This is a genomic window from Pseudarthrobacter sp. CC4 (assembly GCF_048957775.1).
GTDB lineage: Bacteria > Actinomycetota > Actinomycetes > Actinomycetales > Micrococcaceae > Arthrobacter.
Map to the genome: position 1 here is coordinate 163,730 of NZ_JARCCZ010000004.1, position 25,345 is coordinate 189,074.

24 protein-coding genes and 2 tRNA genes are annotated in these 25,345 nt (G+C 67.2%); 19 read left to right on the forward strand and 7 right to left on the reverse strand.

Going from position 1 to position 25,345, the window contains the following annotated elements:
- The first annotated feature begins 112 nt into the window (after positions 1-112).
- Entirely contained in the window at positions 113-1,054 is a 942-nt protein-coding gene (locus PV768_RS05175; protein ID WP_421092444.1) for a hypothetical protein, read from the forward strand.
- Between the two features lie 45 nt (positions 1,055-1,099).
- Here the strand turns inward: PV768_RS05175 and PV768_RS05180 are convergent, their stop codons facing one another.
- Positions 1,100-2,083, reverse strand: a complete 984-nt coding sequence (locus PV768_RS05180) for a DNA-3-methyladenine glycosylase family protein (RefSeq protein WP_421092445.1) — start codon at positions 2,081-2,083, stop codon at positions 1,100-1,102.
- 163 nt (positions 2,084-2,246) lie between these two features.
- Between PV768_RS05180 and PV768_RS05185 the strand changes: the two genes are divergently transcribed.
- From PV768_RS05185 to PV768_RS05210, 6 genes are read left to right on the forward strand one after another with little or no spacing between them, the layout of a single operon-like run.
- Positions 2,247-2,654 (forward strand): VOC family protein, encoded by a 408-nt coding sequence (locus PV768_RS05185; protein ID WP_157243009.1) that lies wholly within the window; start codon positions 2,247-2,249, stop codon positions 2,652-2,654.
- Positions 2,655-2,690: 36 nt separating this feature from the next.
- Positions 2,691-4,076, forward strand: coding sequence for a cystathionine beta-synthase (locus tag PV768_RS05190; RefSeq protein ID WP_421092446.1), 1,386 nt, complete (start codon positions 2,691-2,693; stop codon positions 4,074-4,076).
- 39 nt (positions 4,077-4,115) lie between these two features.
- Positions 4,116-5,279 carry a cystathionine gamma-synthase gene (locus tag PV768_RS05195; protein ID WP_157241565.1) on the forward strand — a complete coding sequence of 388 codons (1,164 nt, stop codon included), beginning with the start codon at positions 4,116-4,118 and terminating at the stop codon, positions 5,277-5,279.
- Positions 5,280-5,329: 50 nt separating this feature from the next.
- Positions 5,330-5,821, forward strand: a complete 492-nt coding sequence (locus PV768_RS05200) for a winged helix-turn-helix transcriptional regulator (protein WP_421092447.1) — start codon at positions 5,330-5,332, stop codon at positions 5,819-5,821.
- Entirely contained in the window at positions 5,818-7,125 is a 1,308-nt protein-coding gene (locus PV768_RS05205; RefSeq protein ID WP_421092448.1) for an MFS transporter, read from the forward strand. Before PV768_RS05200 ends, PV768_RS05205 begins: the two co-directional genes overlap by 4 nt.
- Positions 7,126-7,159: 34 nt before the next feature.
- Positions 7,160-7,930 (forward strand): SDR family oxidoreductase, encoded by a 771-nt coding sequence (locus PV768_RS05210; RefSeq protein ID WP_421092449.1) that lies wholly within the window; start codon positions 7,160-7,162, stop codon positions 7,928-7,930.
- 74 nt (positions 7,931-8,004) lie between these two features.
- Here PV768_RS05210 and PV768_RS05215 read toward each other — a convergent pair whose 3' ends face one another.
- The 3 genes from PV768_RS05215 to PV768_RS05225 are packed head-to-tail and all read right to left on the reverse strand — an operon-like array spanning position 8,005 to position 11,391.
- Positions 8,005-9,543, reverse strand: a complete 1,539-nt coding sequence (locus tag PV768_RS05215) for an APC family permease (RefSeq protein ID WP_421092450.1) — start codon at positions 9,541-9,543, stop codon at positions 8,005-8,007.
- 13 nt (positions 9,544-9,556) lie between these two features.
- Positions 9,557-10,768: a glutathionylspermidine synthase family protein gene (locus tag PV768_RS05220; protein WP_421092451.1), complete on the reverse strand. Its 1,212-nt coding sequence runs from the start codon at positions 10,766-10,768 to the stop codon at positions 9,557-9,559.
- A 2-nt stretch (positions 10,769-10,770) separates the two neighbouring features.
- Positions 10,771-11,391: a Tat pathway signal protein gene (locus PV768_RS05225; RefSeq protein ID WP_421092452.1), complete on the reverse strand. Its 621-nt coding sequence runs from the start codon at positions 11,389-11,391 to the stop codon at positions 10,771-10,773.
- Positions 11,392-11,586: 195 nt separating this feature from the next.
- On the opposite strand from PV768_RS05225, the gene PV768_RS05230 reads away from it, so the two are divergent.
- From PV768_RS05230 to PV768_RS05265, 8 genes are all read left to right on the forward strand, one after another.
- Complete coding sequence (locus PV768_RS05230) at positions 11,587-12,243, forward strand: MOSC domain-containing protein (RefSeq protein WP_157241570.1); 657 nt, start codon at positions 11,587-11,589, stop codon at positions 12,241-12,243.
- Between the two features lie 405 nt (positions 12,244-12,648).
- Positions 12,649-14,793 (forward strand): DEAD/DEAH box helicase, encoded by a 2,145-nt coding sequence (locus PV768_RS05235; protein WP_157241571.1) that lies wholly within the window; start codon positions 12,649-12,651, stop codon positions 14,791-14,793.
- Between the two features lie 248 nt (positions 14,794-15,041).
- A tRNA-Thr gene (locus tag PV768_RS05240) sits at positions 15,042-15,113 on the forward strand.
- A gap of 61 nt (positions 15,114-15,174) precedes the next feature.
- A tRNA-Met gene (locus PV768_RS05245) sits at positions 15,175-15,248 on the forward strand.
- Between the two features lie 153 nt (positions 15,249-15,401).
- Complete coding sequence (locus tag PV768_RS05250) at positions 15,402-15,995, forward strand: acyltransferase family protein (RefSeq protein WP_421092453.1); 594 nt, start codon at positions 15,402-15,404, stop codon at positions 15,993-15,995.
- Between the two features lie 2 nt (positions 15,996-15,997).
- Positions 15,998-16,597: an acyltransferase family protein gene (locus tag PV768_RS05255; RefSeq protein WP_421092454.1), complete on the forward strand. Its 600-nt coding sequence runs from the start codon at positions 15,998-16,000 to the stop codon at positions 16,595-16,597.
- Positions 16,598-16,667: 70 nt separating this feature from the next.
- Positions 16,668-17,225 carry a dihydrofolate reductase family protein gene (locus PV768_RS05260; protein WP_157241573.1) on the forward strand — a complete coding sequence of 186 codons (558 nt, stop codon included), beginning with the start codon at positions 16,668-16,670 and terminating at the stop codon, positions 17,223-17,225.
- A gap of 16 nt (positions 17,226-17,241) precedes the next feature.
- On the forward strand, positions 17,242-17,892 hold the full coding sequence (locus tag PV768_RS05265) for an NAD(P)H-binding protein (RefSeq protein WP_157241574.1): 651 nt from the start codon (positions 17,242-17,244) through the stop codon (positions 17,890-17,892).
- Between the two features lie 6 nt (positions 17,893-17,898).
- Here the strand turns inward: PV768_RS05265 and PV768_RS05270 are convergent, their stop codons facing one another.
- The gene (locus PV768_RS05270) at positions 17,899-19,104 is read right to left on the reverse strand and encodes an ROK family protein (protein WP_421092455.1); all 1,206 of its coding nucleotides are present in this window, start codon (positions 19,102-19,104) and stop codon (positions 17,899-17,901) included.
- Between the two features lie 96 nt (positions 19,105-19,200).
- On the opposite strand from PV768_RS05270, the gene PV768_RS05275 reads away from it, so the two are divergent.
- From PV768_RS05275 to PV768_RS05290, 4 genes are all read left to right on the forward strand, one after another.
- The gene (locus tag PV768_RS05275; protein ID WP_421092456.1) at positions 19,201-20,913 is read left to right on the forward strand and encodes a glycoside hydrolase family 13 protein; all 1,713 of its coding nucleotides are present in this window, start codon (positions 19,201-19,203) and stop codon (positions 20,911-20,913) included.
- Positions 20,913-21,854 (forward strand): aldo/keto reductase, encoded by a 942-nt coding sequence (locus PV768_RS05280; RefSeq protein WP_421092457.1) that lies wholly within the window; start codon positions 20,913-20,915, stop codon positions 21,852-21,854. Before PV768_RS05275 ends, PV768_RS05280 begins: the two co-directional genes overlap by 1 nt.
- A 167-nt stretch (positions 21,855-22,021) precedes the next feature.
- Complete coding sequence (locus tag PV768_RS05285) at positions 22,022-22,885, forward strand: CoA ester lyase (protein ID WP_323056974.1); 864 nt, start codon at positions 22,022-22,024, stop codon at positions 22,883-22,885.
- Positions 22,886-22,988: 103 nt separating this feature from the next.
- Complete coding sequence (locus PV768_RS05290) at positions 22,989-23,213, forward strand: DUF3188 domain-containing protein (RefSeq protein WP_370460627.1); 225 nt, start codon at positions 22,989-22,991, stop codon at positions 23,211-23,213.
- Here the strand turns inward: PV768_RS05290 and PV768_RS05295 are convergent.
- Positions 23,201-24,874, reverse strand: coding sequence for a SulP family inorganic anion transporter (locus PV768_RS05295; protein WP_421092458.1), 1,674 nt, complete (start codon positions 24,872-24,874; stop codon positions 23,201-23,203). The two genes, PV768_RS05290 and PV768_RS05295, sit on opposite strands and share 13 nt — an antisense overlap.
- Entirely contained in the window at positions 24,871-25,251 is a 381-nt protein-coding gene (locus tag PV768_RS05300; protein WP_321214103.1) for an ArsR/SmtB family transcription factor, read from the reverse strand. The genes PV768_RS05295 and PV768_RS05300 overlap by 4 nt, the downstream gene beginning before the upstream one ends.
- Positions 25,252-25,345 lie beyond the last annotated feature (94 nt).

Sequence of the window (25,345 nt, forward strand, 5' to 3'; positions counted from 1 at the left end):
CCGCCCGATAATCCGGGTTTGTCTGGCAGGGAGTGACCCCGCGTTGCCCAGGGAAGGGCGCCCTGTGGATAACGTGAGACGCTGTTCTGCCCGAACGCGCACACTGGGTGGCATGGTTACTGCGAAGCCACTCCCCGAGGAGCTCTCAAAACTGCCATTCACGGTCTATCAGGCGCGGGCCCTTGGTGTTGCGCCGAACCGTTTGCGGGCCAAGGACCTGATGGGCGCAGGACGCCTAATCCGGGTGCACGCCGGCCGCGAGCCTTCCATGGTCGAGCGGGCACGCGTTCTCTGTGCTGCTACGCCGGACGCTTGGGTGTCGCACGAGACTGCCGGTATCTTCTTCGATTTGGGTCTCCCTCCATGGCTTGGCCAGGAGCCGCTCATCCACCTCAGCAAGCCTCACGGATTACCAAGGGTCCGTCGGGCCGGGGTCATCGGTCACCGCGTGCATGTAATTCCCGGTGAAGTCATTGAGATTGACGGGATCAGGGTCAGCGGTCCCGCTCGAACGTGGCTTGACCTGGCCCATAAGCTTCCCTTGCGGTATCTCGTGGCCATGGGGGACCAACTGATCCGCACTCCCCGGCCGGAGTTGGAGTTCCGCAGCCTGCCGTTTGCCTACAAGGAAGGTCTGCGCCTTTTGATACGGCAGCATCCCAACATGAAAGGTGTCGAAAAAGCGCGACTGGCGTTGGAGGAGATGCGGGTAGGGTCGGATTCCCTCCCGGAAACGTTCCTGCGGCTGGCGCTCTTGGACGCGCGCCTCCCGGAACCCGAATTGCAGCTCCGTCTCGACCCCGGCGACCCAAGGTCGCCTGCAGCCGACCTTGGGTATCGAAAGCACCGGATCGCGGTGCAGTACGACGGCGCCCATCACCGGTCGAGGGAACAACAGTCGCGCGACAACCGTCGGGACGAATTCTTCATCAACGCGGGTTGGTCCTATTTCAAGCCGAACGCAGATGACCTCGCTAACGGTTTCCAGGACCTCATAGCCAGAATCAAACTGGCCTATTCCCGCCATAACGCGGGGTCACTTTTGGGCCGATGACTGGGGTTTATCGGGCTGTATGTGACCCCGCGTTGCACCGATGAGTCAGTGCCGGCGGTGGTCCTGGATGGTCATCCGGGGGCCGAACGTCGGTTTGCGGAAGCCGCTGGCCTGGATCATCCGCACCACGCGCTGGCGGTGCCCCCGCCATGGTTCCAGCAGCCGGAGCATGCCGGCGTCGTCCGTCCGGCTGCCGGTCAACGCCGCGCCCACGTAGGCAGCCAGGTGGTAGTCACCCACCGAGACCGAGTCCGGGCAGCCGTGGGTGCGCTGCACCACCTCGGCCGCTGTCCACACGCCGATCCCCGGGATTGCCTGCAGCTCTTCGGCGGCCTCCAGCGCCGGAAGCGCGGCCAGCCGTTCAATTGCGACGGCGGAACGCAGCGCCCGCATCACGGTGGCCGAACGTTGCGGCCCCACGCCCGCCCGATGCCACTCCCAGCTGGGGACCTGCAGCCATTGGCCGGCGGTGGGAGCCAGCACCAGGCCGGCCGGAGCCAGCGCGCCGGCCTGGGGAGCGGGGGAGCCGTAGCGATGCAGAAGGTAGCGGTAGGCCCGGCGGGCCTCGATCACCGTCACTTTCTGTTCAAGGATGATCGGGACGAGCTGGTCCACCATGCGGCCGCTGGCGGGAAGCCGGACGTCGCGGCTTCGCCGCCGCGCCTCACGGACCATGCCGGGGAGGGTGGCATGGAAGGAGGGCTCGTCAAACGCCGACCAGTCGTCATCCCCGCCCAGGAGCCGCGGCACTGCCCGCACGGCCGCCGCGGCGCCCGTGCCCCAGGCCTGGACGTCCACGCAGTGCTCCAGGCCCGGGCCGCCGGCGGAGCTGAACCTCACGGCGGCCGGGCCGTCCGTCGTCGTAAACGCATTCCAGATGACGTTTCCCTGGACACTGAAGGACGGATCGCTGTTGCCGCGCAGGAGCGGACTGAGGGTCCGGGCAAGGTGGTAAGGGCCGCCCGGATACCACCGGACAGAGGCGTCCGCCGCGGCTGCCAGCCGGGCGGGAACCTCTGCAATCGTCATACAGCCATCGTCCCACGGCCCAGCGACAACAGGCGGTCGCCACCATCTTTGGCAACCGGACGCACCTGCCAAAGGCCCCTTATCCAGCCGGCATTCCGGGTCTAGAATCCCAGGTGTGGCGCGGGGCATCCGCGCCTTACCTTCGAGATTCCAGGTGAGCGCAATGGGTGGAGTGGTGCATTTCGAGATCCCCGCTGACGATCAGGAGCGGGCCAGGAAGTTCTACCGGGAGGCCCTCGGTTGGCGAATCGACGCCGTCCCGGGAATGGACTACAACATGGTCATCACCACGCCGATGGACGAGGCGACCGGCCAGCCCACGGAAGCGGGCGCCATCAACGGCGGCATGATGGCCCGGGAGGGTGAAATCACCAGTCCCGTCATCACGGTGGACGTTCCGGACATTGACGCCACCCTCAAGACCGTGGAGCGGCTGGGCGGATCGGTCGTGATGCCCAAGAACGAGATCCCCGGAATGGGCTACTTCGCCTACTTCAAGGACTCCGAGAACAACATCATGGGCCTCTGGGAGAACCTGCCACCGGACCAGCAGGCCGAGGCTGCCGGGTAACGGCATGCATGCGGGGGAAGCGGTAGCTTTGTACACATGAAGTACGCCCAGTCCATCCTGGACCTCATCGGCAATACCCCGCTCATCAAGCTCAACCACGTGACAGAAGGCATCAAGGCCACTGTCCTGGTCAAACTCGAGTACCTGAACCCTGGCGGTTCCATCAAGGACCGCATCGCGGCGAAGATGATCGAGGACGCCGAGCGGGAAGGCAAGCTGCAGCCCGGCGGCACCATCGTGGAGCCAACCTCCGGAAATACCGGAGTAGGCCTGGCCCTCGTGGCCCAGCAGAAGGGCTACAAGTGCATCTTTGTGGTCCCGGACAAGGTGGGCGAGGACAAGCGTGCCGTCCTGCAGGCCTACGGCGCCGAGGTTGTGGTGACGCCAACTGCCGTCCCGCCGGACAGCCCGCAGAGCTACTACGGTGTTTCGGACCGGATCGTCCGGGAGACCCCCGGTGCATACAAGCCGGACCAGTTCTCCAACCCCGCCGCTCCCGGCAGCCACTACCAGACCACCGGGCCGGAGATCTGGCGGGATACGGACGGCAAGGTCACCCACTGCGTGATCGGCGCCGGCACCGGCGGCACCATCACCGGCACGGGCCGCTACCTCAAGGAGGTCTCGGCTGACAGGCCGGAGTCCGACGGCGGCGTGGTCCGGATCATCGGCGCGGACCCGGAAGGTTCGGTCTACTCCGGCGGCACCGGGCGTCCGTACTTCGTGGAGGGCGTGGGGGAGGACATGTGGCCCGCGAACTACGACAAGTCCGTGCCCGACCAGGTGATCGCCGTCAGCGACGCCGACTCCTTCGCCATGACCCGGCGGCTGGCCCGCGAGGAGGGCCTGCTGGTGGGCGGGTCCTCGGGCATGGCCGTCGTGGCCGCCCTGCAGGTGGCCCGGGACCTGCCCGAGTCCGCCGTCGTCGTCGTCATCCTTCCCGACTCCGGCCGCGGCTACCTCGCCAAGATCTTCAACGACCAGTGGATGCGCTCCTACGGCTTCCTGTCCGGCGGCGAGGAGACCTCCGTGGGTGAAGTCATCAGCTCCAAGAACGGCGAGCTGCCGGACCTGGTCCACATCCACCCGAACGAGTCCGTCCGCGATGTCATCAACATCATGAACGAGTTCGGCGTCAGCCATATCCCGGTCCTGTCCCAGGAGCCCCCGGTGGTCATGGGCGAGGTGCTGGGTGCCGTGGATGAGCGCACCCTCACGGCCAAGCTGTTCCGCGGCGAAGCCAAGCTCACGGACAAGATCTCCGAGCACATGGGCCCCAAGCTGCCCGTCATCGGCTCCCTGGAAACCATCTCCGCGGCGAGGGAACTGCTCTCGGACGTGGACACCGTCATGGTCACGTTCGTGGGTGCACCCGTGGGCATCCTCACCCGGCACGACCTCCTGGCCTACCTCAGCAACTGAACTGCTTCACCTGACCTGCGCCACCCGTAAAGGAGCACCATGTCCACCCCGCAAAACCAAGGTTTCAACACCCGCGCCGTGCACGCCGGCCAGGCTTTCGAGCCCCGCACCGGCGCGGTGGTGCCGCCGCTGCACTTCAGTTCCACCTACGCCCAGGACGGCATTGGCGGGCTGCGCGGGGGCTATGAGTACGGCCGCGGCGGCAACCCCACCCGCGACGCCCTGCAGGAACAGCTGGCGGCGCTGGAGGGGGGCACGCACGCCTACAGCTTCAGTTCCGGGCTGGCAGCGGAGGACTCGCTGATCCGTGCCCTGGCCCGGCCCGGGGACCACATCGTGCTCGGCAACGACGCCTACGGAGGCACCTACCGCCTGATCAGCCGGGTCCTGGGCGGCTGGGGAATCGGCAATACACCGGTGGACATGGCCAACCTGGACACCGTGCGCGGGGCGGTTACTGCGAACAAAGCCCGGATCCTCTGGGTGGAAACCCCCTCCAATCCGCTGATGAAGATTACCGACATCGCGGCGCTCGCAGAGATAGCGCACGACGCCGGTGCCCTCCTGGTGGTGGACAACACCTTCGCGTCGCCCTACCTGCAGACCCCGCTCGCCCTGGGTGCCGACGTCGTGGTCCACTCCACCACCAAGTACATCGGCGGCCACTCCGACGTCGTGGGTGGCGCCGTGGTGGTCAAGGACGCGGAACTGGCGGAGAAGATCGGCTTTGTGCAGTTCGCCGTGGGCGCCGTCTCCGGCCCCATGGACGCTTTCCTCACCACCCGGGGCCTGAAGACGCTCGGCGTGCGGATGGACCGCCACAGCCTTAACGGCCAGGCCGTGGCCGAGTGGCTGCTGGAACGTCCCGAGGTGGAGGCCGTCCTCTACCCGGGCCTGCCGTCCCACCCGGGCCACGAGCTCGCCAGGAAGCAGATGCGGAGCTTCGGCGGCATGGTCTCGGTGCAGTTCAAGGGCGGTGAAGCAGCGGCCCGCAAGGTGGCGGAGTCCACGTCCGTGTTCACCCTCGCGGAATCCCTGGGCGGGATCGAGTCGCTCATGAACTACCCCTCCGAGATGACCCACGCTTCGGTCAAGGGCACCGAGCTCGCCGTTCCGGTGAACCTGCTCCGGCTGTCCTGCGGAATCGAGGATGTCGAGGACCTGGTGGCGGACCTGGAGCAGGCGTTCTCGGCCATCCCGTAAACCACGAAGGTGGCTGGCTTTCTTGAAGAAAGCCAGCTAGGGTTTTCCCTATGCCTCTTCGATCCGACTGGTCCCAACGCAGCTGCAGCATGGCCCGCGGCCTTGACGTCCTGGGCGACCCCTGGAGCATCCTGGTGCTGCGCGAAGTCTTCTTCGGGAACGGCCGCTTCGACGCCATGAAAAGCCGGCTGGAAGTGGCGGACTCCGTGCTCACCAAGCGCCTGGCGGGCCTGGTTGAGTCCGGGCTGCTGGCCAGGAAGGTCTACGACGACGGCGGCCGCACACGCCAGGAGTACGTGCTCACCCCCAAGGGTGAGGACGCCCTCCCGGTCTTGAACGCCGTCACCATCTGGGCAGAAAAGCACCTGCCGGCGCCCTCAGACCAGGCGCATCTTTACGTGATCCACACCGGCTGCGGGAAACCCACCACCTCGGCGGACACCTGCACCGAATGCGGCGAACGGCTGACGGCGGCCAACACCAGCTGGCACAGCAGGGCCCGTTCAGCGGAACCGGTCCGGCTCGCCACGGCCGCCGCATGAGGGAAACCAACAGCCGCCGCCTGCACCCCGCGTGGATCGTGGCCGCCGTCGCCTTCCTTGCGCTGGTGGGAGCCGCCGGATTCCGCGCCGCCCCCGGTGTCCTGATTGTTCCGCTGCAGCAGGAGTTCGGCTGGTCCACCACGGTGTTGTCCGCGGCCGTGAGCATCAACCTCGTCCTGTTCGGGCTGACGGCACCGTTCGCGGCCGCGCTGATGGAGCGGTTCGGCGTCCGGGCAGTAACAGCCACCGCGCTGGTGCTGATCGGCACCGGCAGCGCCCTGACGGTGCTGGTGAACCAGTCCTGGCAGATCCTGCTGACCTGGGGCCTGCTCATCGGGCTTGGCACCGGATCCATGGCGCTGGTGTTCGCTGCCACGATTGCCAACACCTGGTTCGTCAGGAGCCGCGGGCTGGTGATCGGCATCCTTACCGCCGGCAGTGCGGCCGGCCAGCTGGTCTTCCTCCCGTTCATCGCCTTGCTGGCGCAGGATCCGGGCTGGCGCCAGGCATCATTGCTGATCGCCGCCGGTGCGCTGGCTGTGGTCCCGCTGGTGCTGAAGTTCCTCAAAAACTCGCCGGCCGACGTCGGGGTCCTTCCGTACGGCGAACCCGCGCTGGCAGGGGGAGTCCCCGCACCGGAGCCTCCCTCGCACAGCGGCCCTCGCAGCAATGCCGCCGTGCGTGCCCTCCAAGTCCTCCGGCGGGCCAGCCGCGTCCGGACCTTCTGGGCCCTCGTGGCCGGTTTCGCGATCTGCGGCGCCACCACCAACGGGCTGATCGGCACCCACTTCATCCCCTCCGCCCACGACCACGGCATGGCCGAAACCACCGCCGCCGGCCTGCTTGCCGTCGTCGGAATTTTCGACATTGTGGGCACCATCGCCTCGGGCTGGCTGACCGACCGGTTCAACCCCCGCATCCTGCTGGCCGTGTACTACCAGTTCCGCGGGATCGGCCTGCTGGTGCTGCCCCTGTTGCTGAGTGCCGAAGTCCAGCCGAGCATGATCGTTTTCGTCGTGATCTACGGGCTTGACTGGGTGGCCACCGTGCCGCCAACAGCAGCCATCTGCCGGGAAACGTTCGGCGGGGACGGCAGCGTGGTCTTCGGATGGGTGTTCGCCGCACACCAGCTCGGCGCGGCCGCCGCCGCCCTGGGCGCCGGTGCCATCCGGGACGCCACCGGCCAGTACACCTACGCCTGGTTCGGCGCCGCCGCGATGTGCACCGTCGCGGCGGTCATCAGCGCCACTATCCACAGGCACGCGGTCGCCCGCGAGCCCGCCCCGGCCGGAGCGCCTTCCTGACAGCGCCCCGGGACGCCGCCGCTAGGCTGGTCCCATGGAGACCCCACCCGAAGTTCCCGTCCGAAACGTAGCCCTCGTGACGGGCGCGGGCCGCCTTGCCTCCATCGGCGCGGGTATTGCCCGGCAGCTGGCGGCGGAGGGCTGGGACCTGGTGCTGGCCTACTGGCAGGACTACGACGCCCGCATGCCGTGGGGAACTGAACCGGACGACGTCGTCCGCCTGACAGCCGAACTGGAAGCCATCGGAGCCCGGGTCCACACCCTGCCGGCGGACCTGGAGGACCCTGCCACGGCGGAGAAGCTGGTGGCTGACGCCGTTCAGCTCGCGGGCCCGCTGCACGGCATGGTGCTGAGCCACGCAGAGTCAGTCGATTCAGGGATCCTGGATACCAGCCTTGAATCGTTCGAGCGGCACTTCGCCGTCAACACCCGTGCCAGCTGGCAGCTGATTGCCGCCTTCGCGCGGCAGGCAACGGACGACGGCGGCGCGATCGTTGCGCTGACCAGTGACCACACAGCGTTCAACCTGCCGTACGGCGCCTCGAAGGGTGCGCTGGACAGGATCGTGATTGCCGCCGCCCGGGAGCTCGGGCCGCTGGGCATCTCGGCGAACGTGCTGAACCCGGGGCCGGTGGACACCGGCTGGATGGACGACGCGGTCCGCTCGGCTGTCCTGTCCCGGCAGCCCACGGGCCGCCTCGGCACACCGGCCGACGTCGCCGGCACTGTGGCGTTCCTGCTCTCACCCGCCGGCCGCTGGGTCTCCGGCCAGCTCATCAAATCCGACGGCGGCTTCTCGGCATGACCCCTCTGCGCCCTTGGCCCAACTAGGTAGCGCTAAGTGTCGTTTTGACCCCTCAAAACGACACTTAGCGCTACTTACTTGGGGGAGGGGGCGGCGGTTTGGCCTGGGACGTTGGTCCCGGTGAAGTAGCCGCGGGTGGACGGCAGGAAACGGCAGACGACGGCGAGCACCACGCCCAGGGCCAGCAGCAGCACCCCGCTGACGAACGCGCCGCCGACGCCGAAGATCTGGGTGTCGCCGTACGCGGGGTCCCACATCTGGACGGCCGAGACGAAGAAGGCGGCGGTCAGCAGCAGGGCGCCAACGAGCGGAAGGATGCCCCGGAACCACAGATTCCGCCCCGACTGCCGAAGGGTGCTGCGGAAGTACCAGAAGCAGGCAAAACCGGTCAGGGCGTAATAGAACGCGATGAACAGGCTGATGGCGCTGATGGAGTCGGAGAGCAGGTTTTCGCTCAGGAAGCTCATGGCCACGTAGTACGCGATGGCCGCCGCCCCCATGACCTGGGTGGAAAAGCCGGGCGTCTGGTTCTTCGGGTGCACCTCGCCGAACTTGGCCGGCAGTGCGCCGTGGACCCCCATGGAGAGGGTGCCGCGGGCGGTGGGCAGGATGGTGGTCTGGGTGGAGGACAGAACGGAGGCCAGGACCGCGACGACGATCAGCCAGCCCCACGGGCCCAGCACCACGTCCCGCATGGCCAGGAAGACGTCGTCCTGGTTGGCCTCGTTGCCCAAACCGATGCCTTCGGTGCCCACGGTGGCGTACATCATCACCAGCAGCGCGACGGACACATAGATGGCCACCAGGATGAACGCGGAAATCACGGCACCGCGGCCGGGGGTGGTGGAGGGGTTCTCGGTTTCCTCATTCACTGCAAGGCAGGTGTCCCAGCCCCAATAGATGAACAGGGCAAGGAGCACGCCGTGGACCACTGCTCCCGGATCCGCGAACGCACCTGCCGGGCTGAACCACTCGAAATCGAAGGGCTGGATGGTGGTCTCGCCGCCCGCCGAGCCCCGGACAATCCCGACGACGATGGCCAGGGCGAAGATGCCCAGCGCAATGTACTGCACATACGTCAGGACCCGCTGGACGTGCTCGCCCAGCCGGATGCCGCGGTAGTTGACCAGGGTCATGACGGCGATGAACAGCACGCCCGTGGCCGTGACCACTGCCTTGTTCTCTGCCAGGGAACCGTCGCCCACCAGGAGCCATAGATACTGTCCGGCCACCTGTGCAAGGTTTGCCAGGACCACAATGCCCGCGAGCGCCACGCCCCAGCCGCCCAGCCAGCCCGCCCAGGGGCCGAAGGTGCGGCGTGACCACGTAAAGGTGGTTCCGCAGTCCGGGATGGCACTGTTCAGCTCGCGGAACGCATAGGCGATGAACAGGACGGGGATGAAGCCCAGCAGCAGGATCAGGGGAGTGTAGTTCCCGTTGACGGCCACGATCAGGCCTAGTGTTGCCGCCAGTGAGTACACCGGCGCCGTGGAGGCAAGGCCAATCATCACGGAGTCGCCGAGATCCAGGATGCCGGCCCGGAGTCCCTTGGCCGGAACTGTGGTCCCGTGCGCGCCGCCCGGGCCTCCCGTCGTCGTAATCTCCGTGCTCATGCTGTCACCGGGTTCATAGTGCGATACCTGCCTTGCTGGAGGATGCCCCGGCCGAAAGCGGCGCCGGCGCGTCGATGGTGTTGGGCACGAAGCGGCAAAAATAATCCGTGACCGGCCCGTCCGATTCCCGGATGCCGCAGCCCACGGACTCCCCGTCCACCACCCACAGGCCGAGGACGGGATGGTTGCCGTCGAAGTCGGGCAGTTCCTGGTACTGCTGGTAGCACCAGCCTTCACGGCCGTAGCCGCCGGGCTGCTCCAGGCTGATGCCCTGCGCATGGATCTTGATGTTGTCGCCTTCGCGGCCGTGCAGGGGCTTGGCCACCCATTCCTTCAGCGGCCCCGGCTCGTTGAGGTACGCGGGCAGCAGGTTGGGGTGCTCGGGGTAGAGGTGCCACAGCGCGGCCAGCAGGGCCTTGTTGGAGAGCAGCATCTTCCAGGCCGGCTCGATCCAGCGGGGGTTGTGGGCGCGTTCCAGCAGCCGGTGCCCGAACGGTTCCTTCATCATCAGCTCCCACGGGTAGAGCTTGAAGATGGTGCTGATCATGAAGTTGTCCAGGTCCACGAAGCGGTTGAGGTTGGGGTCCCAGCCGATATCGGACATGTTGATGCCGATGGTGGTCCAGCCCGCCTGGCTGGCCACGTCCCGCATGTAGGCCGCCGTCATCCAGTCCTCGCCGGACTCCTCGACCTCCGAGTGGGCAACGTGCAGGGTGCTCATCCCGGTGCGGTACTGCACCTTCTTCCACTGCCGGATCAGGGCTTCGTGGATGCCGTTCCACTGGTCCTTTTCCGGAAAGACGTCCTGCAGCCAGAACCACTGCGCCACCGCCGCTTCGATCAGGCCCGTGGGGGTGTCCGCGTTGTATTCGAGCATCCTGGCCGGGCCGCCCTGCCCGTCATAGATGAAGTCGAACCGGCCGTAGACGTCCACGTCCCCGGCCTGGAGGGATTCCGCGGCCAGTTCGAGAGCCTGCGGGCCGATGCCGATGTGGCCCATGGCGCCGGTGGCCAGGAACTTGGCCGCTTCCAGGCACATCTTGTGCACGTTTTCGGCCGTCGCCTCGAGGGTTTCCACCTCCTCCATGGTGAATTCGTAGTACGCAGACTCGTTCCAGTACTCGATCCGGCGCCCGTCCTCCATGGTGGTGGTGGAGAACACCAGGCCCTGCTCTTCGATTTTCTGCTTCCAGCCGGGACGGGGCTCAGACGTCAACCGCTTCACGCTCAGCCCCCCGAGACCTTGCTGCCGCCACCGCTGGTGCCGCTTTTGGCGCTGGTGCCGAAGCCGCCGCGGCTGACCGTTCCGCCCTTGGTGCTGTACCCCGTGGACGCTTTCGCGCCGCTGGGAACAGTTTTGGTGTAGCTGGGGGCTGTGGAGCGGTTCTGGCCGATGGCGGGGACGTACGCGCCTCGGGAAAAGAAGTACCAGGCATAGAGGCCGCCGCCCCTGCCGGCGGAGCTGTTGCAGTTCGTGTCTTCCACGCGCTCGCCAGTTTCGTCGTTGAAACACACCTGCGCGTACTCGGGATCATCCTGGTTGCTGGCCACCACGGCGGTGATGGTGCCGGCGAGCAGCGCCGTCACACCCAAACCCACGACGACGGTGCGCCGCTGGGAGCGCTTCTTCCGGGAGGCTTCCTCGTTGAGCTGCCGTTCGCGGTCCCGGGCGAACGGGTCCACGGGGGTAACCGGCTCGTTGAGCAGTTCGGGGCGGAGCTCCGGCTTGGGTACCTGCCAGGGAGGAGGCTTGGCGCCGCTGTGCCCGTCTCCGGCCGGCGGGACGCCCTCGCCCGCAGGCCGGTCGCTGCCGGGTCGCCCGGGGTCCGGGTCCTTGTTCGGGTCCATGGTGTCCCCCTCCGTTGTCCACGTGAATTGGGCACAGCGCTGCACCCCCATTGCAATCCTTAAATCAGCGTAGTCCCTGCCGGTGCCCGCTGGCCGAAGCAGCTCGCATTAAACGTCGCGAAACCGCTGTTTGGCGCCATTAAATGCGAGCCGGTTGGGTGTGGGAGCTGGGAAGGGGAGCCATACACTGGAGCCATGGAAACCGCCTCCGTCCTCGCCGTGTGCCGCGTCCACCAGCTCCTGCCGGATGCCTCGAACGTGGGCGTCACCGCCATCGACAAGCGCCCCGTCGAGGGCCCGGTCAAGGTGCACCGGCTGGGCCTCCAGGGCGACATCCAGGCGAACCGCGTCCACCACGGGGGACCGGACCAGGCCCTGTACGCCTACTCCCAGCAGGATGCGGACTACTGGTCCCGTGAACTCGGGCGGGACCTGCCCCCGGGGAGCTTTGGCGAAAACCTGCGGGTGGCCGGGATCGATGTCACCGGCGCCGTGATTGGTGAGCGCTGGCGGATCGGCCTGGACGTCGAAGTGGAGGTGACCTCGCCCCGTACCCCCTGCGCCACCTTCCAACGCCGGATGCGGGAGCCCCACTTCGTCAAGAGGTTCACGGAGGAGGGCCGGGTGGGAGCCTATCTCCGCGTCATCAGGACCGGGAGCATCCAGGCGGGAGACCATATCCACCGGCTGTATGTCCCGAAGCACGGCATCACCGTGGGCAAGTGGTTCAGCGAGCCGGACCTGGAGGCAATGGAAGCACTGCGCGACGCCGACGCCGACGGGGAGATCCGCCTGCAGCAGCCGGAGTTCGAGCAGAAGTTCGAGGCGCTGGAACGGCAGCTGGGCCGGTAGCCGCAGGCTGAAGCGGTCGGCAGGGGAGCGGTGTGCGCAAGCTCACCGCCGCCGTCGTGCCCTCAATTTCCGCTGGAGCGGGCGCGTGCCCTACACTGGAGATATCCCCCACTCCGGAAATCCCTTATTCCTGCCCAATTTTTGAGGCAGGACTGGCAAGTGTTGGGGCCCGCGCAAGCGATGCGGGCATTTTCATAGGGAGAGCCGGCTAAAGAAAACGCTGTACAGACTGCTGGGATAGCAGCCAAGAGATGCAGCGGGAAGTCCTGCCACGGGATTGCGAAAGCGCCGGACTTCTGTGACCGGCCGGTCAACGTTTGCCCGGCACCTTTGGTCACACGTACTGCGGCTCCGCTCACCTCGGGTAGTGCCGCCTGGCCCCCTATGGATGAGGAATATTCCCCTATGCCCGAAAATCACAACGACGCCGCCGCTGACGCAGCAACAGCCAGCATCGAATTCACCGAGCCCGCTGCTCCCGCAGCCGAGGCCGCAACGGTTCCCGCCGAAGCCCCTGCTGAAGCGCCGGCCGCTCCCGCCGCCCAGGCTGACGAAGCTCCCGCCCCCAAAGCTGAAGATGCTCCCGCTGCCAAGGCTGAGGAAGACGAAGAAGAAGGCGTCAAGTTCGCCGACCTCGGCATCGACGGCCGCGTCCTCGCCGCCCTCCAGGACGTCGGCTACGAGAAGCCGTCCCCCATCCAGGCAGCAACCATCCCGCTGCTGCTCGAAGGCCGCGACGTCGTGGGCCTCGCCCAGACCGGCACCGGTAAGACTGCAGCATTCGCAGTACCGGCACTGTCCCGCCTGGCCGAGCTCCACGACCTCAACGGCCCGTCCCGGAAGACCCAGGCACTGGTCCTGGCTCCCACCCGCGAACTGGCGCTCCAGGTTGCCGAGGCCTTCACCTCGTACGCCAAGCACATTGACGATTTCACCGTCCTCCCCGTCTACGGCGGTTCCGCCTACGGCCCGCAGCTCGCCGGCCTGCGCCGCGGCGCCCAGGTTGTTGTCGGTACCCCCGGCCGCGTGATCGACCACATCTCCAAGGGTTCCCTGGACCTGTCCGAACTCCAGTACCTGGTGCTGGACGAGGCCGACGAAATGCTGCGCATGGGCTTCGCCGAAGACGTGGAGCAGATCTTCCAGCAGACCCCGTCGGACCGCCAGGTGGCACTGTTCTCCGCCACCATGCCGAGCCAGATCCGCCGCATGTCCAAGCAGTACCTGAACAACCCGGCCGAGATCTCCGTCAAGTCCAAGACCACCACCGGCGCCAACACCCGCCAGCGGTACCTGCAGGTCATGGGCCCGCACAAGCTTGATGCCATGACCCGCATCCTCGAGGTCGAAGAGTTCGACGGCGTCATCGCCTTCGTGCGCACCAAGATGGCTACCGAGGACCTGGCTGACAAGCTGAAGTCCCGCGGTTTCCAGGCCGCCGCGATCAACGGTGACATCCCGCAGCAGCAGCGCGAGCGCACCGTTGACGCCCTGAAGGAAGGCCGCATCGACATCCTCGTGGCCACCGACGTCGCCGCCCGTGGCCTTGACGTGGAGCGCATCAGCCACGTCATCAACTACGACATCCCGCACGACACCGAGTCCTACGTGCACCGCATCGGCCGCACCGGCCGTGCAGGCCGTTCCGGCGATGCCATCCTGTTCATGACGCCGCGGGAGAAGTACCTGCTGCGTTCCATCGAGAAGGCCACCCGCCAGCCCGTGGAGCAGATGCACCTGCCCACCGCGGAGACCGTGAACACCCTCCGCCTGGGCAAGTTCGCAGAGCGCATCACGGAGACCCTCGCCTCGGAGGACGTGGCGCCCTTCCGCGACCTCATCGCTTCCTACGAGGAAGAGCACAATGTTCCGGCGTCGGAGATCGCTGCAGCCCTTGCCGTAATGGCCCAGGGCGGACAGCCGCTGCTGGTGAAGGAACTGCCCGCAGCGCCGGAGTTCCAGAAGCGCGAGCGCTCCAAGGACGGCTTCGGTTCCCGCGGACCGACCCGCACGCTCACCGAGGGAAATGCCACCTACCGGATCGCCGTGGGACGCCGCCAGCGCGTCATGCCCGGTTCCATCGTGGGCGCCATTGCCAACGAGGGCGGCATCTCCTCGGCACAGATCGGCGGCATCGACATCCGCTCGGACCACTCCCTGGTGGAACTCCCGGCGGACCTGAGCCCCGAGCAGCTGCGTGCGCTGTCCCGCACCCGGATCGGCGGCGAGCTGATCCACCTCGAGCTGGACAACGGCCGCAAGCCTGCCGGCGACCGCGGCTCCTACCAGGGCAACCGCGGCGGTGACCGGGGAGGCAACTTCAAGGGCAACGGCGGCTTCAAGAAGGAATTCCGCAAGAACGACGGCGAGCGATCCTCCGCTGACCGCGGCGGCCGCTCCTACAGCGAGCGTTCCTTCAGCGCTGACAGCGGTGCCAACCGCGGCCAGGCCAGCGACTCCCGCTTCGGCGGCCACGGTGACGGCTCCCGCAAGCCCCGCCACGGCAACGAGGGCGGCCAGCGCGACTTCAACCGCAAGGGCAAGTGGTAACCGTCAGCTACCCTGACGCAGTTCCCCCGGTGGGCCGGCTTTCGAGCCGGCCCACCGGCGTTTAACGCACGACGGCGGGACCGGCGTGTTCGCTTCGTCACACCTGTTTCACTGCGGGCCCTGCCGGCCCTGCATCGGCGCACCGAAGGCTCATTGAAGCCCGGTTTTCTGCGCTTTTAAGGGGCCAGGGCTGCGCTGGAGCGCCGATTTGTTGGTGGGAAAATCTTCCGGTAGAGTATTTACTCGTTGCCCCCCTAGCTCAGTGGTAGAGCGCGTTCTTGGTAAGAACGAGGTCACCGGATCGATTCCGGTGGGGGGCTCTGGATGAGGGCCTGTGTCAAGGCGGTTTTGACCGGCTTGGCGCAGGTTTTTCTCATTCGTGGCGGTGTAGCTCAGTTGGTTAGAGCGCACGACTCATAATCGTGAGGTCGGGAGATCGAGCCTCCCCACCGCTACAGGCTAAGCCCCTGGAATCCCCAAGATTCCGGGGGCTTTTCTGTGCCCTTTTTGCGTGGCACCCACGGAAGGTCCTTTGGCTCTGGTGCCGTGGGTGAGACGGGCCACGATGGAGTCAGAAGCAGCAACGGTGGCGGCAGGGAGGGTTCAGGATGTCCCGAGCAGCAGGGTCCGGCGGGCCCGCCGCTGTGTCCGCCGGGACAGGGCGGCTGGCCTTCGTGGATGTCCTGAGGGTGCTGATTATCTCCATGGTGATCATCCACCATGCAGCCCAGGCGTACGGACCCACCGGCGGCTTCTGGCCGGTGGAAGACCAGGCCACCAGCGACTGGTTCGTGCCGTTCTACACGGTGAACGCGGCCGTGGGCCTGGGCCTGTTGTTCCTGGTGGCCGGCTATTTCCTGCCCGGATCCTATGAGCGCAAAGGTCCGCGCCGGTTCCTCAAGGAACGGTGGGCCCGCATCGGGGTGCCGCTCGTGGTCTTCGTCGCGGCGGTCAACGTTCCACTCGCCTATCTGGCATCCGGAAGTCCCGAGCCGGGGGAGTTCGTCAGGTCGCTGTATGACGACGCCTGGCAGGGCGCCTACTTCCACCTCTGGTTCCTGGCACACCTCCTCCTTTATACGGCCGCCTATGTCCTGCTTGCGGAGCGGGTCCGCTGGTTGCGCCCGGCCTCACCAGGGACCCCGCGGCAGATGCTGCCGCCGCCCGGCCACGGCGCATCCTGTCTTACGCAGCTGCCCTGATCGTGGTTACGTGGGTTGTCCGGTGGTGGTTTCCCGTCGATGACTGGGTACCACTCTTCTTTGTCATGCCGGCAGAACCCGCAAACCTCACCCAGTATGTGAGCCTGTTTGCCTTGGGCATCCTCGCCTACCGGAACGACTGGTTCCGGCGGATTCAGCGCCGCGTCGGCTTCACCTGGCTGGCTGTGGGCCTTGTGGCGTCCGCGGCCATCTTCTCCCTGCAGGCACTGGGACTCTGGGGCGCTGCCACGGCGACGGGCGGAGTGGACTGGCGTTCGCTGGTGCGGGTCGCCCTGGAGACGTTGGTCTGCGCCGGCCTGGGAGTGGGCCTGCTGGTCACGTTGCGCGAGCTCTTCCGCCGGCCGGTGCGGCTGGTGTCAGCGATGGCCACGGCCAGCTATGCCGCCTACATCCTGCACATCTTCGTCGTCGTGGGCCTCCAGGTGGCGATCCTGCAGGTTGCCTGGCCCGCCGGGGCCAAATTCCTCCTGGTCGCCGTGCTCGGGCTCCTCCTTTCCTTTGGCCTTGGCCACGTTTCCCGCACGGTGCCGGGACTGCGGGTGCTCCTCGGCACGGGCCCGGACCACCGGCGGACAGCCTGACCGCGCCGGGGAACTGCGCGCGGCCCCTGGCGGCTTCCAACTGCCTGCCTTCGCGGCCACAATAGGGACCATGGGCCAGCTCATTTACACCTGCATCACCTCCCTGGACGGATACGTGGCGGACCGCAACGGCAATTTCGACTGGAGCGCCCCCGACGAGGAAGTCCACGCCTTCGTCAACGACCTCGAACGGGACGTCGGGACGTTCCTGCTCGGCCGCAGGATGTACGACGTTATGGCGGTCTGGGAAACCATGGGCGGCCCCGGAGACCCGCCGGTGATCCAGGACTATGCCCGGATCTGGCAGGGGGCCGACAAGGTTGTCTACTCCTCTTCGCTTGCTGTCGCTGAGACGCCCCGGACCCGGATCGAGCGCACCTTCGACCCGGCTGCCGTCCGGGCGATGAAGGACGCAACGGACGGGACGATGAGCATCGGCGGTGCCAACCTGGCAGGACTGGCATTCGCGGCAGGACTGGTGGACGAGTGCGGATTCCTGATCAATCCGGTGGTGGTCGGGGGAGGCCTGCGGGCCCTGCCGGACGGCCTGGAATCAAAGCTTGAGCTCCTCGACCTGCGCCGTTTCGGCAACGGCGTGGCCTACCTGCGCTACCGCGTCCTGCGGTGAAGGGCAGAATGGGGGCATGACGCGAATCGCAATCATCGGCGGCCACGGCAAAGTGGCCCTTCACCTGTCCGCCCTGCTCACGGAAGAAGGCCACAGCGTTACCTCGTTCATCCGCAACCCGGACCATGCAGCCGACGTCGCCGCTACGGGGGCGGTGCCGTCGGTCCTGGACGTTGAGAATGCGACGACGGCGGCACTCGCCGAAGCGTTGAAGGGCCATGACGCGGTGGTCTGGTCCGCCGGTGCGGGCGGCGGCAACCCGGCACGCACCTATGCGGTGGACCGGGACGCGGCCATCCGTTCGATGGATGCGGCCGCCGAAGCCAATGTGGGCCGCTACGTGATGGTGTCCTACCTGGGCGCCGGCAAGGACCACGGCGTGCCGGAGGACCACTCCTTCTTTGCGTACGCCGAGGCGAAGGCCGCCGCCGACGAGTACCTGCGCGGCACCGGCCTTGCCTGGACCATCCTGGGCCCGGGGGCGTTGACGGACAGGCCGGGAACCGGGCTGATCGACGTCGATCCCGCTCCCGGGGGCAGCCGGGAAACCTCGCGGAGCAACACGGCAAGCGTCGCGGCCGCCGTGCTGGACCTGCCGGAAACCGCGGGCAGGACCATCGAATTCTGTGACGGCACACTGCCCATCGCCGCCGCCCTGCAGCCCTAGCGCGGACTAAGCGCGGGGGACCAGCTGCAAGTCGAGGGAATGCTTCTCCACGTAGTCCAGCGCGCCCCGGACGGCCCCAACGGTCACGATCGAGTCGCCCAGCGGCGAGACCGCAATCCGCGGGGGAGTGGCGGTGAAATCCTTCAGCCGCCGTTTGATCGGTTCGAGCAGGACGCCTGCGGAGTTGGCCACTGCACCGCCGATCACCACAAGCTCCGGGTTGAACACCGTCGCCACCGCGCCAATGACCCGGGCCAGCCGGTCCGCCAGGCGTTCAAGAATGCGCAGGGCCACGGCGTCGCCTTCAGCAGCGGCCGCGAAGACGTGCTCAGCCTCCGCCCCGCCTTGGGCTGCATGATCCCGGAGGGATGTCCGGGTTTTGCCGGCCAGCGCCTCGGCCGCCCACGTCCTGGCGAGGCTTGCAATGCCGAAGGTGTCCCCCACACCCTCGACCTGGTCCAGGAAGGCGAGTTCACCGGCGCCGCCGCGGCTCCCGTGCAGCAGCCGCCCGCCGTCGATCACCCCTGAACCGAAACGCTCACTGGCAAGGATCACCACGACGTCGTCCACTCCCGCCGCCGCACCCCGCCAGCGGTCGCCGAGGGCGGCAAGGTTGGCGTCGTTTTCCAGCAGGACCGTCCAGCCGTGCCGGTCCCGCATGGCTGCCTTCAGGCCGACGTCGAACAATCCCCAGAAATGCTGGGCCACCAGCACGTCACCGTTGCGGTCCACCGGGGCGGCAATGCCGGCGCAGACGGCGAGGACCGACTCCGGGGCGGCGCCCACGCTGCGAAGTGCCGTCATCGCAGCCCGGTCGATGACGGAGATGCGTTCCCCGGCCGAAATTTCGGCTTCCGCGAAGGGCAGCGTGGACCGCCCCAGCACCTGCCCGCGAAGGTCCGACACCACCACCGTGGCCTTGGAAACCCCCACGTCCATGCCCAGTACGTAGCCGGCACGCTCGTTGAGTTGGAAGCGGCGGGCGGGCCGGCCCTTCCGGTACCCGCCGGATGCACGCTGGTTCTCCAGTTCGCGGAGCCAGCCCCGCTCCTTGAGGTCCTCGCAGACGGAGATGGCGGTGGCGCGGGTGAGGCCGGTGGCTTCCATGACTTCGGTGACGGTGACGACGCCGGAGGAGCGCATGAAGTCCAGTACGGCGCCGGCGCTGACACGGCGCAGCAGTTGGGGGGTGGCGGCGGTGGTTTCAGCCATGCTGTTGACCTTTCCGTGCAACGCGCCAGATAATGATCGGGCAGCTAAATTTAGAACCAAAATAAATATAGTCGACAAGCAGCAAAGGATCACCCCTTGTCCACCACCGCCACTCTGGCAACCCTTTCCGATTCCGACCGCCTGGCCGATCCGAACTGGTGGCGCCAAGCCTCTGTGTACCAGATCTATCCGCGCAGCTTCGCGGACTCCAACGGCGACGGCATCGGCGATCTCAAGGGCATCACCGCCAAGGTCCCGTACCTGAAGTCGCTCGGGATCGACGCCGTCTGGCTGAGCCCGTTCTACCCCTCGGCGCTTGCCGACGGCGGCTACGACGTGGACGACTACCGCGACGTTGACCCCAAGCTGGGCACGCTGGCCGATTTTGACGAGATGGCCAGGGCGCTGCACCAGGCCGGCATCAAGCTCATCGCCGACATCGTCCCCAACCACTCCTCCAACCGGCACGAATGGTTCAAGGAAGCGCTCGCCTCGCCCAAGGGATCCCCCGCACGGGACCGGTACATCTTCCGTGACGGCAAGGGCCCCAACGGCGAGTTTCCGCCGTCGGACTGGGACTCCGTCTTTGGTGGGCCCGCCTGGGAACGCATCACCGAGCCGGACGGCACCCCGGGCCAGTGGTACATGCACATCTTCGCCAAGGAGCAGCCGGACCTGAACTGGTCCAACCGGGAAATCCGCGAGGACTTCCTGAAGACCCTGCGCTTCTGGTCCGACCGCGGCGTGGACGGCTTCCGGGTGGACGTGGCGCACGCGCTCACCAAGGACCTCACCGAACCGCTGCTGTCCAAGCTGGAACTGAGCGCGGCCAACACCGGCGTGGACGGTTTCGACGACGGCACGCACCCCTTCTGGGACCGCGACGAAGTGCATGAGATCTACGCCGAGTGGCGCGAGGTGTTCAACGAGTACAACCCGCCGCGCACCGCCGTCGCCGAGGCGTGGGTCCACGCGACCCGCCGGGCCCGCTATGCCAGCCCCGAGGGCCTCGGCCAGGCCTTCAACTTCGACCTCCTGCAGGCCGACTTCGATGCGGCGGAGTTCCGCGAAATCATCACGCGCAACCTTGCCGAGGCAGCTGCCACGGGGGCCTCCTCCACCTGGGTCTTCTCAAACCATGACGTTGTCCGCCACGCCACCCGGTACGGCCTGCCGCAGGTCTCCAAGGGCAAAGAGCGCACCAAGGGCCAGGACGGCAAGGACTGGCTGCTGGCCGGCGGCCCCAAGGAGGAGCTGGACGTGGAGCTCGGCGAACGCCGTGCCCGCGCCGCCACCCTGCTGATGCTCGCCGTCCCGGGCTCCGCCTACCTGTACCAGGGTGAGGAGCTGGGACTCCAGGAAGTGGCGGAGATCCCGGAGTCCGAACGCCAGGACCCCTCGTTCTTCCGCAACAAGGGTGTCGAAATCGGCCGGGACGGCTGCCGGGTGCCCCTGCCCTGGAAGGTCGAGGGAACCTCCTTCGGCTTCGGCGACGGCGGCGCGCACCTGCCGCAGCCTGACTGGTTCAGCAAGTACGCCGTCGAGGCGCAGGACGGGACCGAGGGTTCCACGCTGGAGCTCTACCGCAAGGCCCTGAAGCTCCGCCGCGAGCTGCAGACGGACGAAGCGCTGGAATGGGTGGAAACCGGCAACCCGGAGGTCCTCCACTTCCGCCGCCCCAACGGCTGGCAGTCCGTGACCAACTTCGGGGACACCGCCGTCGACCTCCCGGCAGGCACCGTCCTGGTCAGCAGCGACGTCCTGGAGGACGGCAAGCTGCCCGCCAACACCACGGCATGGCTGCGCTGATGCAGGAACTGATTTATGGCTGCATGGGCCTGGGCGGCAGCTGGTCCGACGAGCCGCATGCCACCGAGCATGTTGACGAGGCCGCTGCCGCCGTCGAGGCTGCCCTGGGCGCGGGAATCACCCTGTTCGACCACGCGGACATCTACCGCAGGGGCAAGTCCGAGGCAGTCTTCGGCGAGGTGCTGGCGTCCACTCCCGGGCTGCGTGACCGCATCCGGCTGCAGACCAAGTGCGGCATCAGGCTCGGCGAACCCGGGCTGCCCGGGCACTACGACCTCAGCCGCGAGGCCATCCTGGAGCGCGTCAACGAAAGCCTGAAGCGGCTGCGGACAGACTACGTGGACATCCTCCTGCTGCACCGCCCGGATCCCTTGGCGGACCCGGCGGACGTGGCCGCCGCCGTCGGGCAGCTGATGGCCGAAGGCAAGGTGCGGCAGCTGGGTGTTTCCAACATGTCCGGGGCGCAGATCGAGGCGCTGCAGGACCGGCTGGAAACCCCGGTGGTGGCGAACCAGCTGGAAATGAGCCTGCTCAAGCGGGCGTGGCTGGAGAGCCAGGTGCTGGTCAACCACGCCGAGCACCTGGACTACAGTTTCCCGCACGGCACCCTGGAGTACTGCGTCCGGAACTCCATCACGCTCCAGGCCTACGGCTCGCTCGCCAGGGGCCTGTACACGGGCGCGGAACCGGAGAGCCCGACGTCGGCGGAGGCAGCCACCGTCGAGCTCGTGGCGCAGCTGGCGGGGGAGTACGGCAGCTCCGGGGAATCGGTCCTGCTCGGGTGGCTGATGAAGCACCCGGCCGGCATCGCGCCGGTGATCGGGACCGTCAACCCGGGCCGGATCCGGGCCTGTGCCGACGCCGCCCGCGTGGCCCAGGCGATGACCCGGACGGACTGGTACCGACTCTGGGTGACTGCGCGCGGCAGCAACATCCCCTGACCCACCCCAACTGACTGGCAGCAGGTGTCGTTTTGGCGCCCCGAAACGACACCTGCTGCTACCTACTTTCGCTGCCCGGCCGTCATATCCCGTTTAGTTCGTATTGAACCTCCCGTGCTGGCCGTTTTTGTGCCCCGTGCCCCTGCCCGGGCGGATACGGTAGATACATGACGTCTACCATCGCCACCGAGACCGTAAGGCCGGAACGCAATATCCCAGCAGAGATCGCCCGCTCATGGCTCCTCGTGAATGCCATGAAGACGGAGCTCTTCGACCAGTCGGCAATGTCCCGCGCCGATTCGATCATCCTGGATATTGAAGATGCCGTGGACCCCTCCCAGAAGGACCAGGCCCGGAACAACGTCATTGACTGGCTGACCGCCGGCGGCAAGGCCTGGGTCCGCATCAATGACGCCACCAGCCCGTTCTGGGCAGCGGACCTGGCCGGACTCCGCGGCACGCCGGGCCTGCTCGGCATCATGCTGGCGAAGACCGAATCCGCGGACCAGGTCACTGAGAGCTTCCACCGCATGGACGGCAATACGCCCGTGATCCCGCTGGTGGAATCCGCCGTCGGCATCGAGGAAGCCAACAACATCGCCAAGGCGCAGGGCGCCTTCCGGCTGGCCTTCGGTTCCGGCGACTTCCGCCGCGACACCGGCATGGCCGCCACCCCGGAAGCCATGGCCTACCCGCGCGCCAAGCTCGTTGTCGCCAGCCGCGTCGGCAACCTGCCCGGGCCCATCGACGGCCCCACCGTCGGCACCAACCACCCCATCCTGCGGGAGCAGACCGGCATCACCGTGATGATGGGCATGACCGGCAAGCTCTGCCTGGCCATCGACCAGACCCCCGTCATCAACGAGGTCATCAGCCCCACACCGTCGGACGTCGCCTGGGCCACCGACTTCATGGCCGACTTCGAAGCCAACGGCCGCGTGATCCGTGACGGTTCCGACCTGCCCCGCCTGGGCCGCGCCGAAAAGATCATGAAGCTCGCGGTAGCCTTCGGGGTGCAGCCCGCCCTGTAGGACCTTGCAACGCGCGACGGCGGGCTTCCGCAACAGGTGCGGTCAGCCGCCAAGGCATGGCGCCCCGGGCTGAGCGGCTGAGGTTGCCCGGTAGACTTTCAGGGTGCTGAACGAATTCTGGGCCACCGCGCCCACCCGCTACAAAGTCCTGGTTTTCAGTGCGATGGGACTGATCGCCGTCGGAATTATCCTCAACCTGGTAGGCAACACCAGCGGCAACTCCGGCCTGGTCACGGCCTCCCTCCCGCTGATCGGGCTGGGCCTGGTCCTGCACATCGCCGGGATTGTGGTCCGCGGCCAGGCGATCCGGAAGGGCTACAAGCGGTAGGCGGTGTTACGGCGGACGTGGCTGCGGGCGTGTTCCACTGCGTCCCCGAGGTGCCCGAACAGGTGCTTGTGGTGCCGCAGGGACCGGATCACTCCCACGTTCGTCACCAGCCGCAGGTGGTCCGGCCGGACGCCTTTGAGTAGAACGGTGATTCCCCGGAGCTCAAGCGCGGAGACCACCTCCACCAGTGCATGCGCGCCCGTGGCGTCCAGCATCCTCAGCTGGGAAAGTCTGATGATGGCCACCTGGACGTCCTTGACCTGGCTGATCTCCTGCAGGATCCGTTCGGCGGCGCCGAAGAACATGGCCCCGTCCAGCCGGAGGACGGCGATGTGCTCGTCACCCTCGGCGCGCGGACCGGGGATCTCCTCCCGCTGCACGCTGCTCAGCGAGGCGAACGTGCGCAGGGCAAAGAGGGCTGCCGCCGCGAGCCCTATCTGGATGGCAACGATCAGGTCGAACGCCACCGTGATGATCGCCGTCAGGATGAAGACGGCGGCGTCGGACCTGGTGGAGCGGAGGATCGCCGCAACGGTCCGCCGGGACACCATCCGCACCGCAGTGACCATCAGGACTCCGCCGAGGGCTGCCAGCGGAATCCGGCTGACCATGCCTGAGGCGAGGTAGACAATCGCGAGCAGCACCACGGCGTGGACAGCGGCAGCCAGGCGGGTTTTTGCACCTGAGCGGACGTTCACAGCCGTCCGTGCGATGGCCCCGGTGGCGGGCATGCCGCCGAAGAGGCCCGCAGCGATTGACGCCAGGCCCTGGCCTGTCAGTTCCCGGTCCGGGCTGTACGGTCCACTCGGTCTGCCGTCCGGCCCGGTCATTCCTGCCGCAACCCGGGCGGACAGCAACGACTCGATGGCCGCAAGGCAGGCGATGGCCACCGCGGGCATGGCCAGGCTGCCCAGCAGATCCAGGTCAAAGACGGGAACCGCGGGGGCGGGCAGGGAATGCGGCAGGGGGCCGATCCTGGGGATGTCCAGCCGGAACAGCTCGGCGGCCGCCGTGGCGAGGAGCACCGCGATCAGGCTGGCGGGCAGGGCCTTGAGCAGCTTCTGCACCAGGACCATCACGACGGCGATTCCCGCCACGACCGCGAGGGTCAGCAGGGCAGCCGGAACCGTTGCGGCGGATGCGGCTTCCACTGCAGCGATGAGGGTGTTGTGGCCCGGGACGCCGGATGTTCCGGTGGCGGGCGGAACCTGCTGGAGGAAGATAATGGCGGCGATCCCCAGGGTGAAGCCTTCCACCACGGGCCAGGGGATGAAAGCGACCGCCCGGCCCAGGCCGCTGAATCCCAGGACGCAGACCAGGAGCCCCGCCATGAGTGACAACGGGGCCACGCTGCCGGCGCCGTGGACTGCCACCACAGGGGCCAGCACCACAACCATGGCACCGGTCGGGCCGGACACCTGGACGGGTGATCCGCCCATCACGGCTGCCACCAGGCCGGCGACGATCGCCGTGATGAGCCCGGCCTCCGCACCCACTCCCGAGCTGACGCCGAACGCCAGGGCCAGCGGCAAAGCAACAATGCCCACCGTGATGCCGGCCAGCAGGTCAGTCCGCCACGATGCTCCAAGTCCCGCGTAATCCAGTTTTGAGGGCAGGAACCGGCCGGGGTGCCGCCTGTCAGTGCTTACGCCCGGCTTCACGAGGCGGGCCCGGCAGCGAGGTGCCCCGCAGGCAACTGCTGCGCCAGCCGGAGCTGTTCGTTTGAATCGGCAAGGTTGTCCAGGAGGAATGTCCGCGCGATGGCAAGCAGTTGGGAAATCCCGGGGTGCGCCAGCCGGTAGGTCACGGCATTGGCGGTGCGCACAGAGGTGACCACCTTGTGCTTGCGCAATGTGGCCAGGTGCTGGGAGAGGTGCGAGGCTTCAAGCCCGGTCTCCGCCAGGAGGTAGCTCACTGCTGCGGTCTCCTGCGGCGACGCTGCCAGCAGCTCAAGGATGCGGATCCTTGCAGGGTGCGCCAGCCCCTTGAAGAGGTTGGCCTTGATTTCGTACAGCGGAGCCTGGGCGGAAGGCAGCACGGGAAGCTCCTCGACGTGACACTGACGGCCAATGCGCCAGCGAATTGATGGATTGATAAATTCATCATATCAAGGTGGTGCAAGTCCCCTGCCG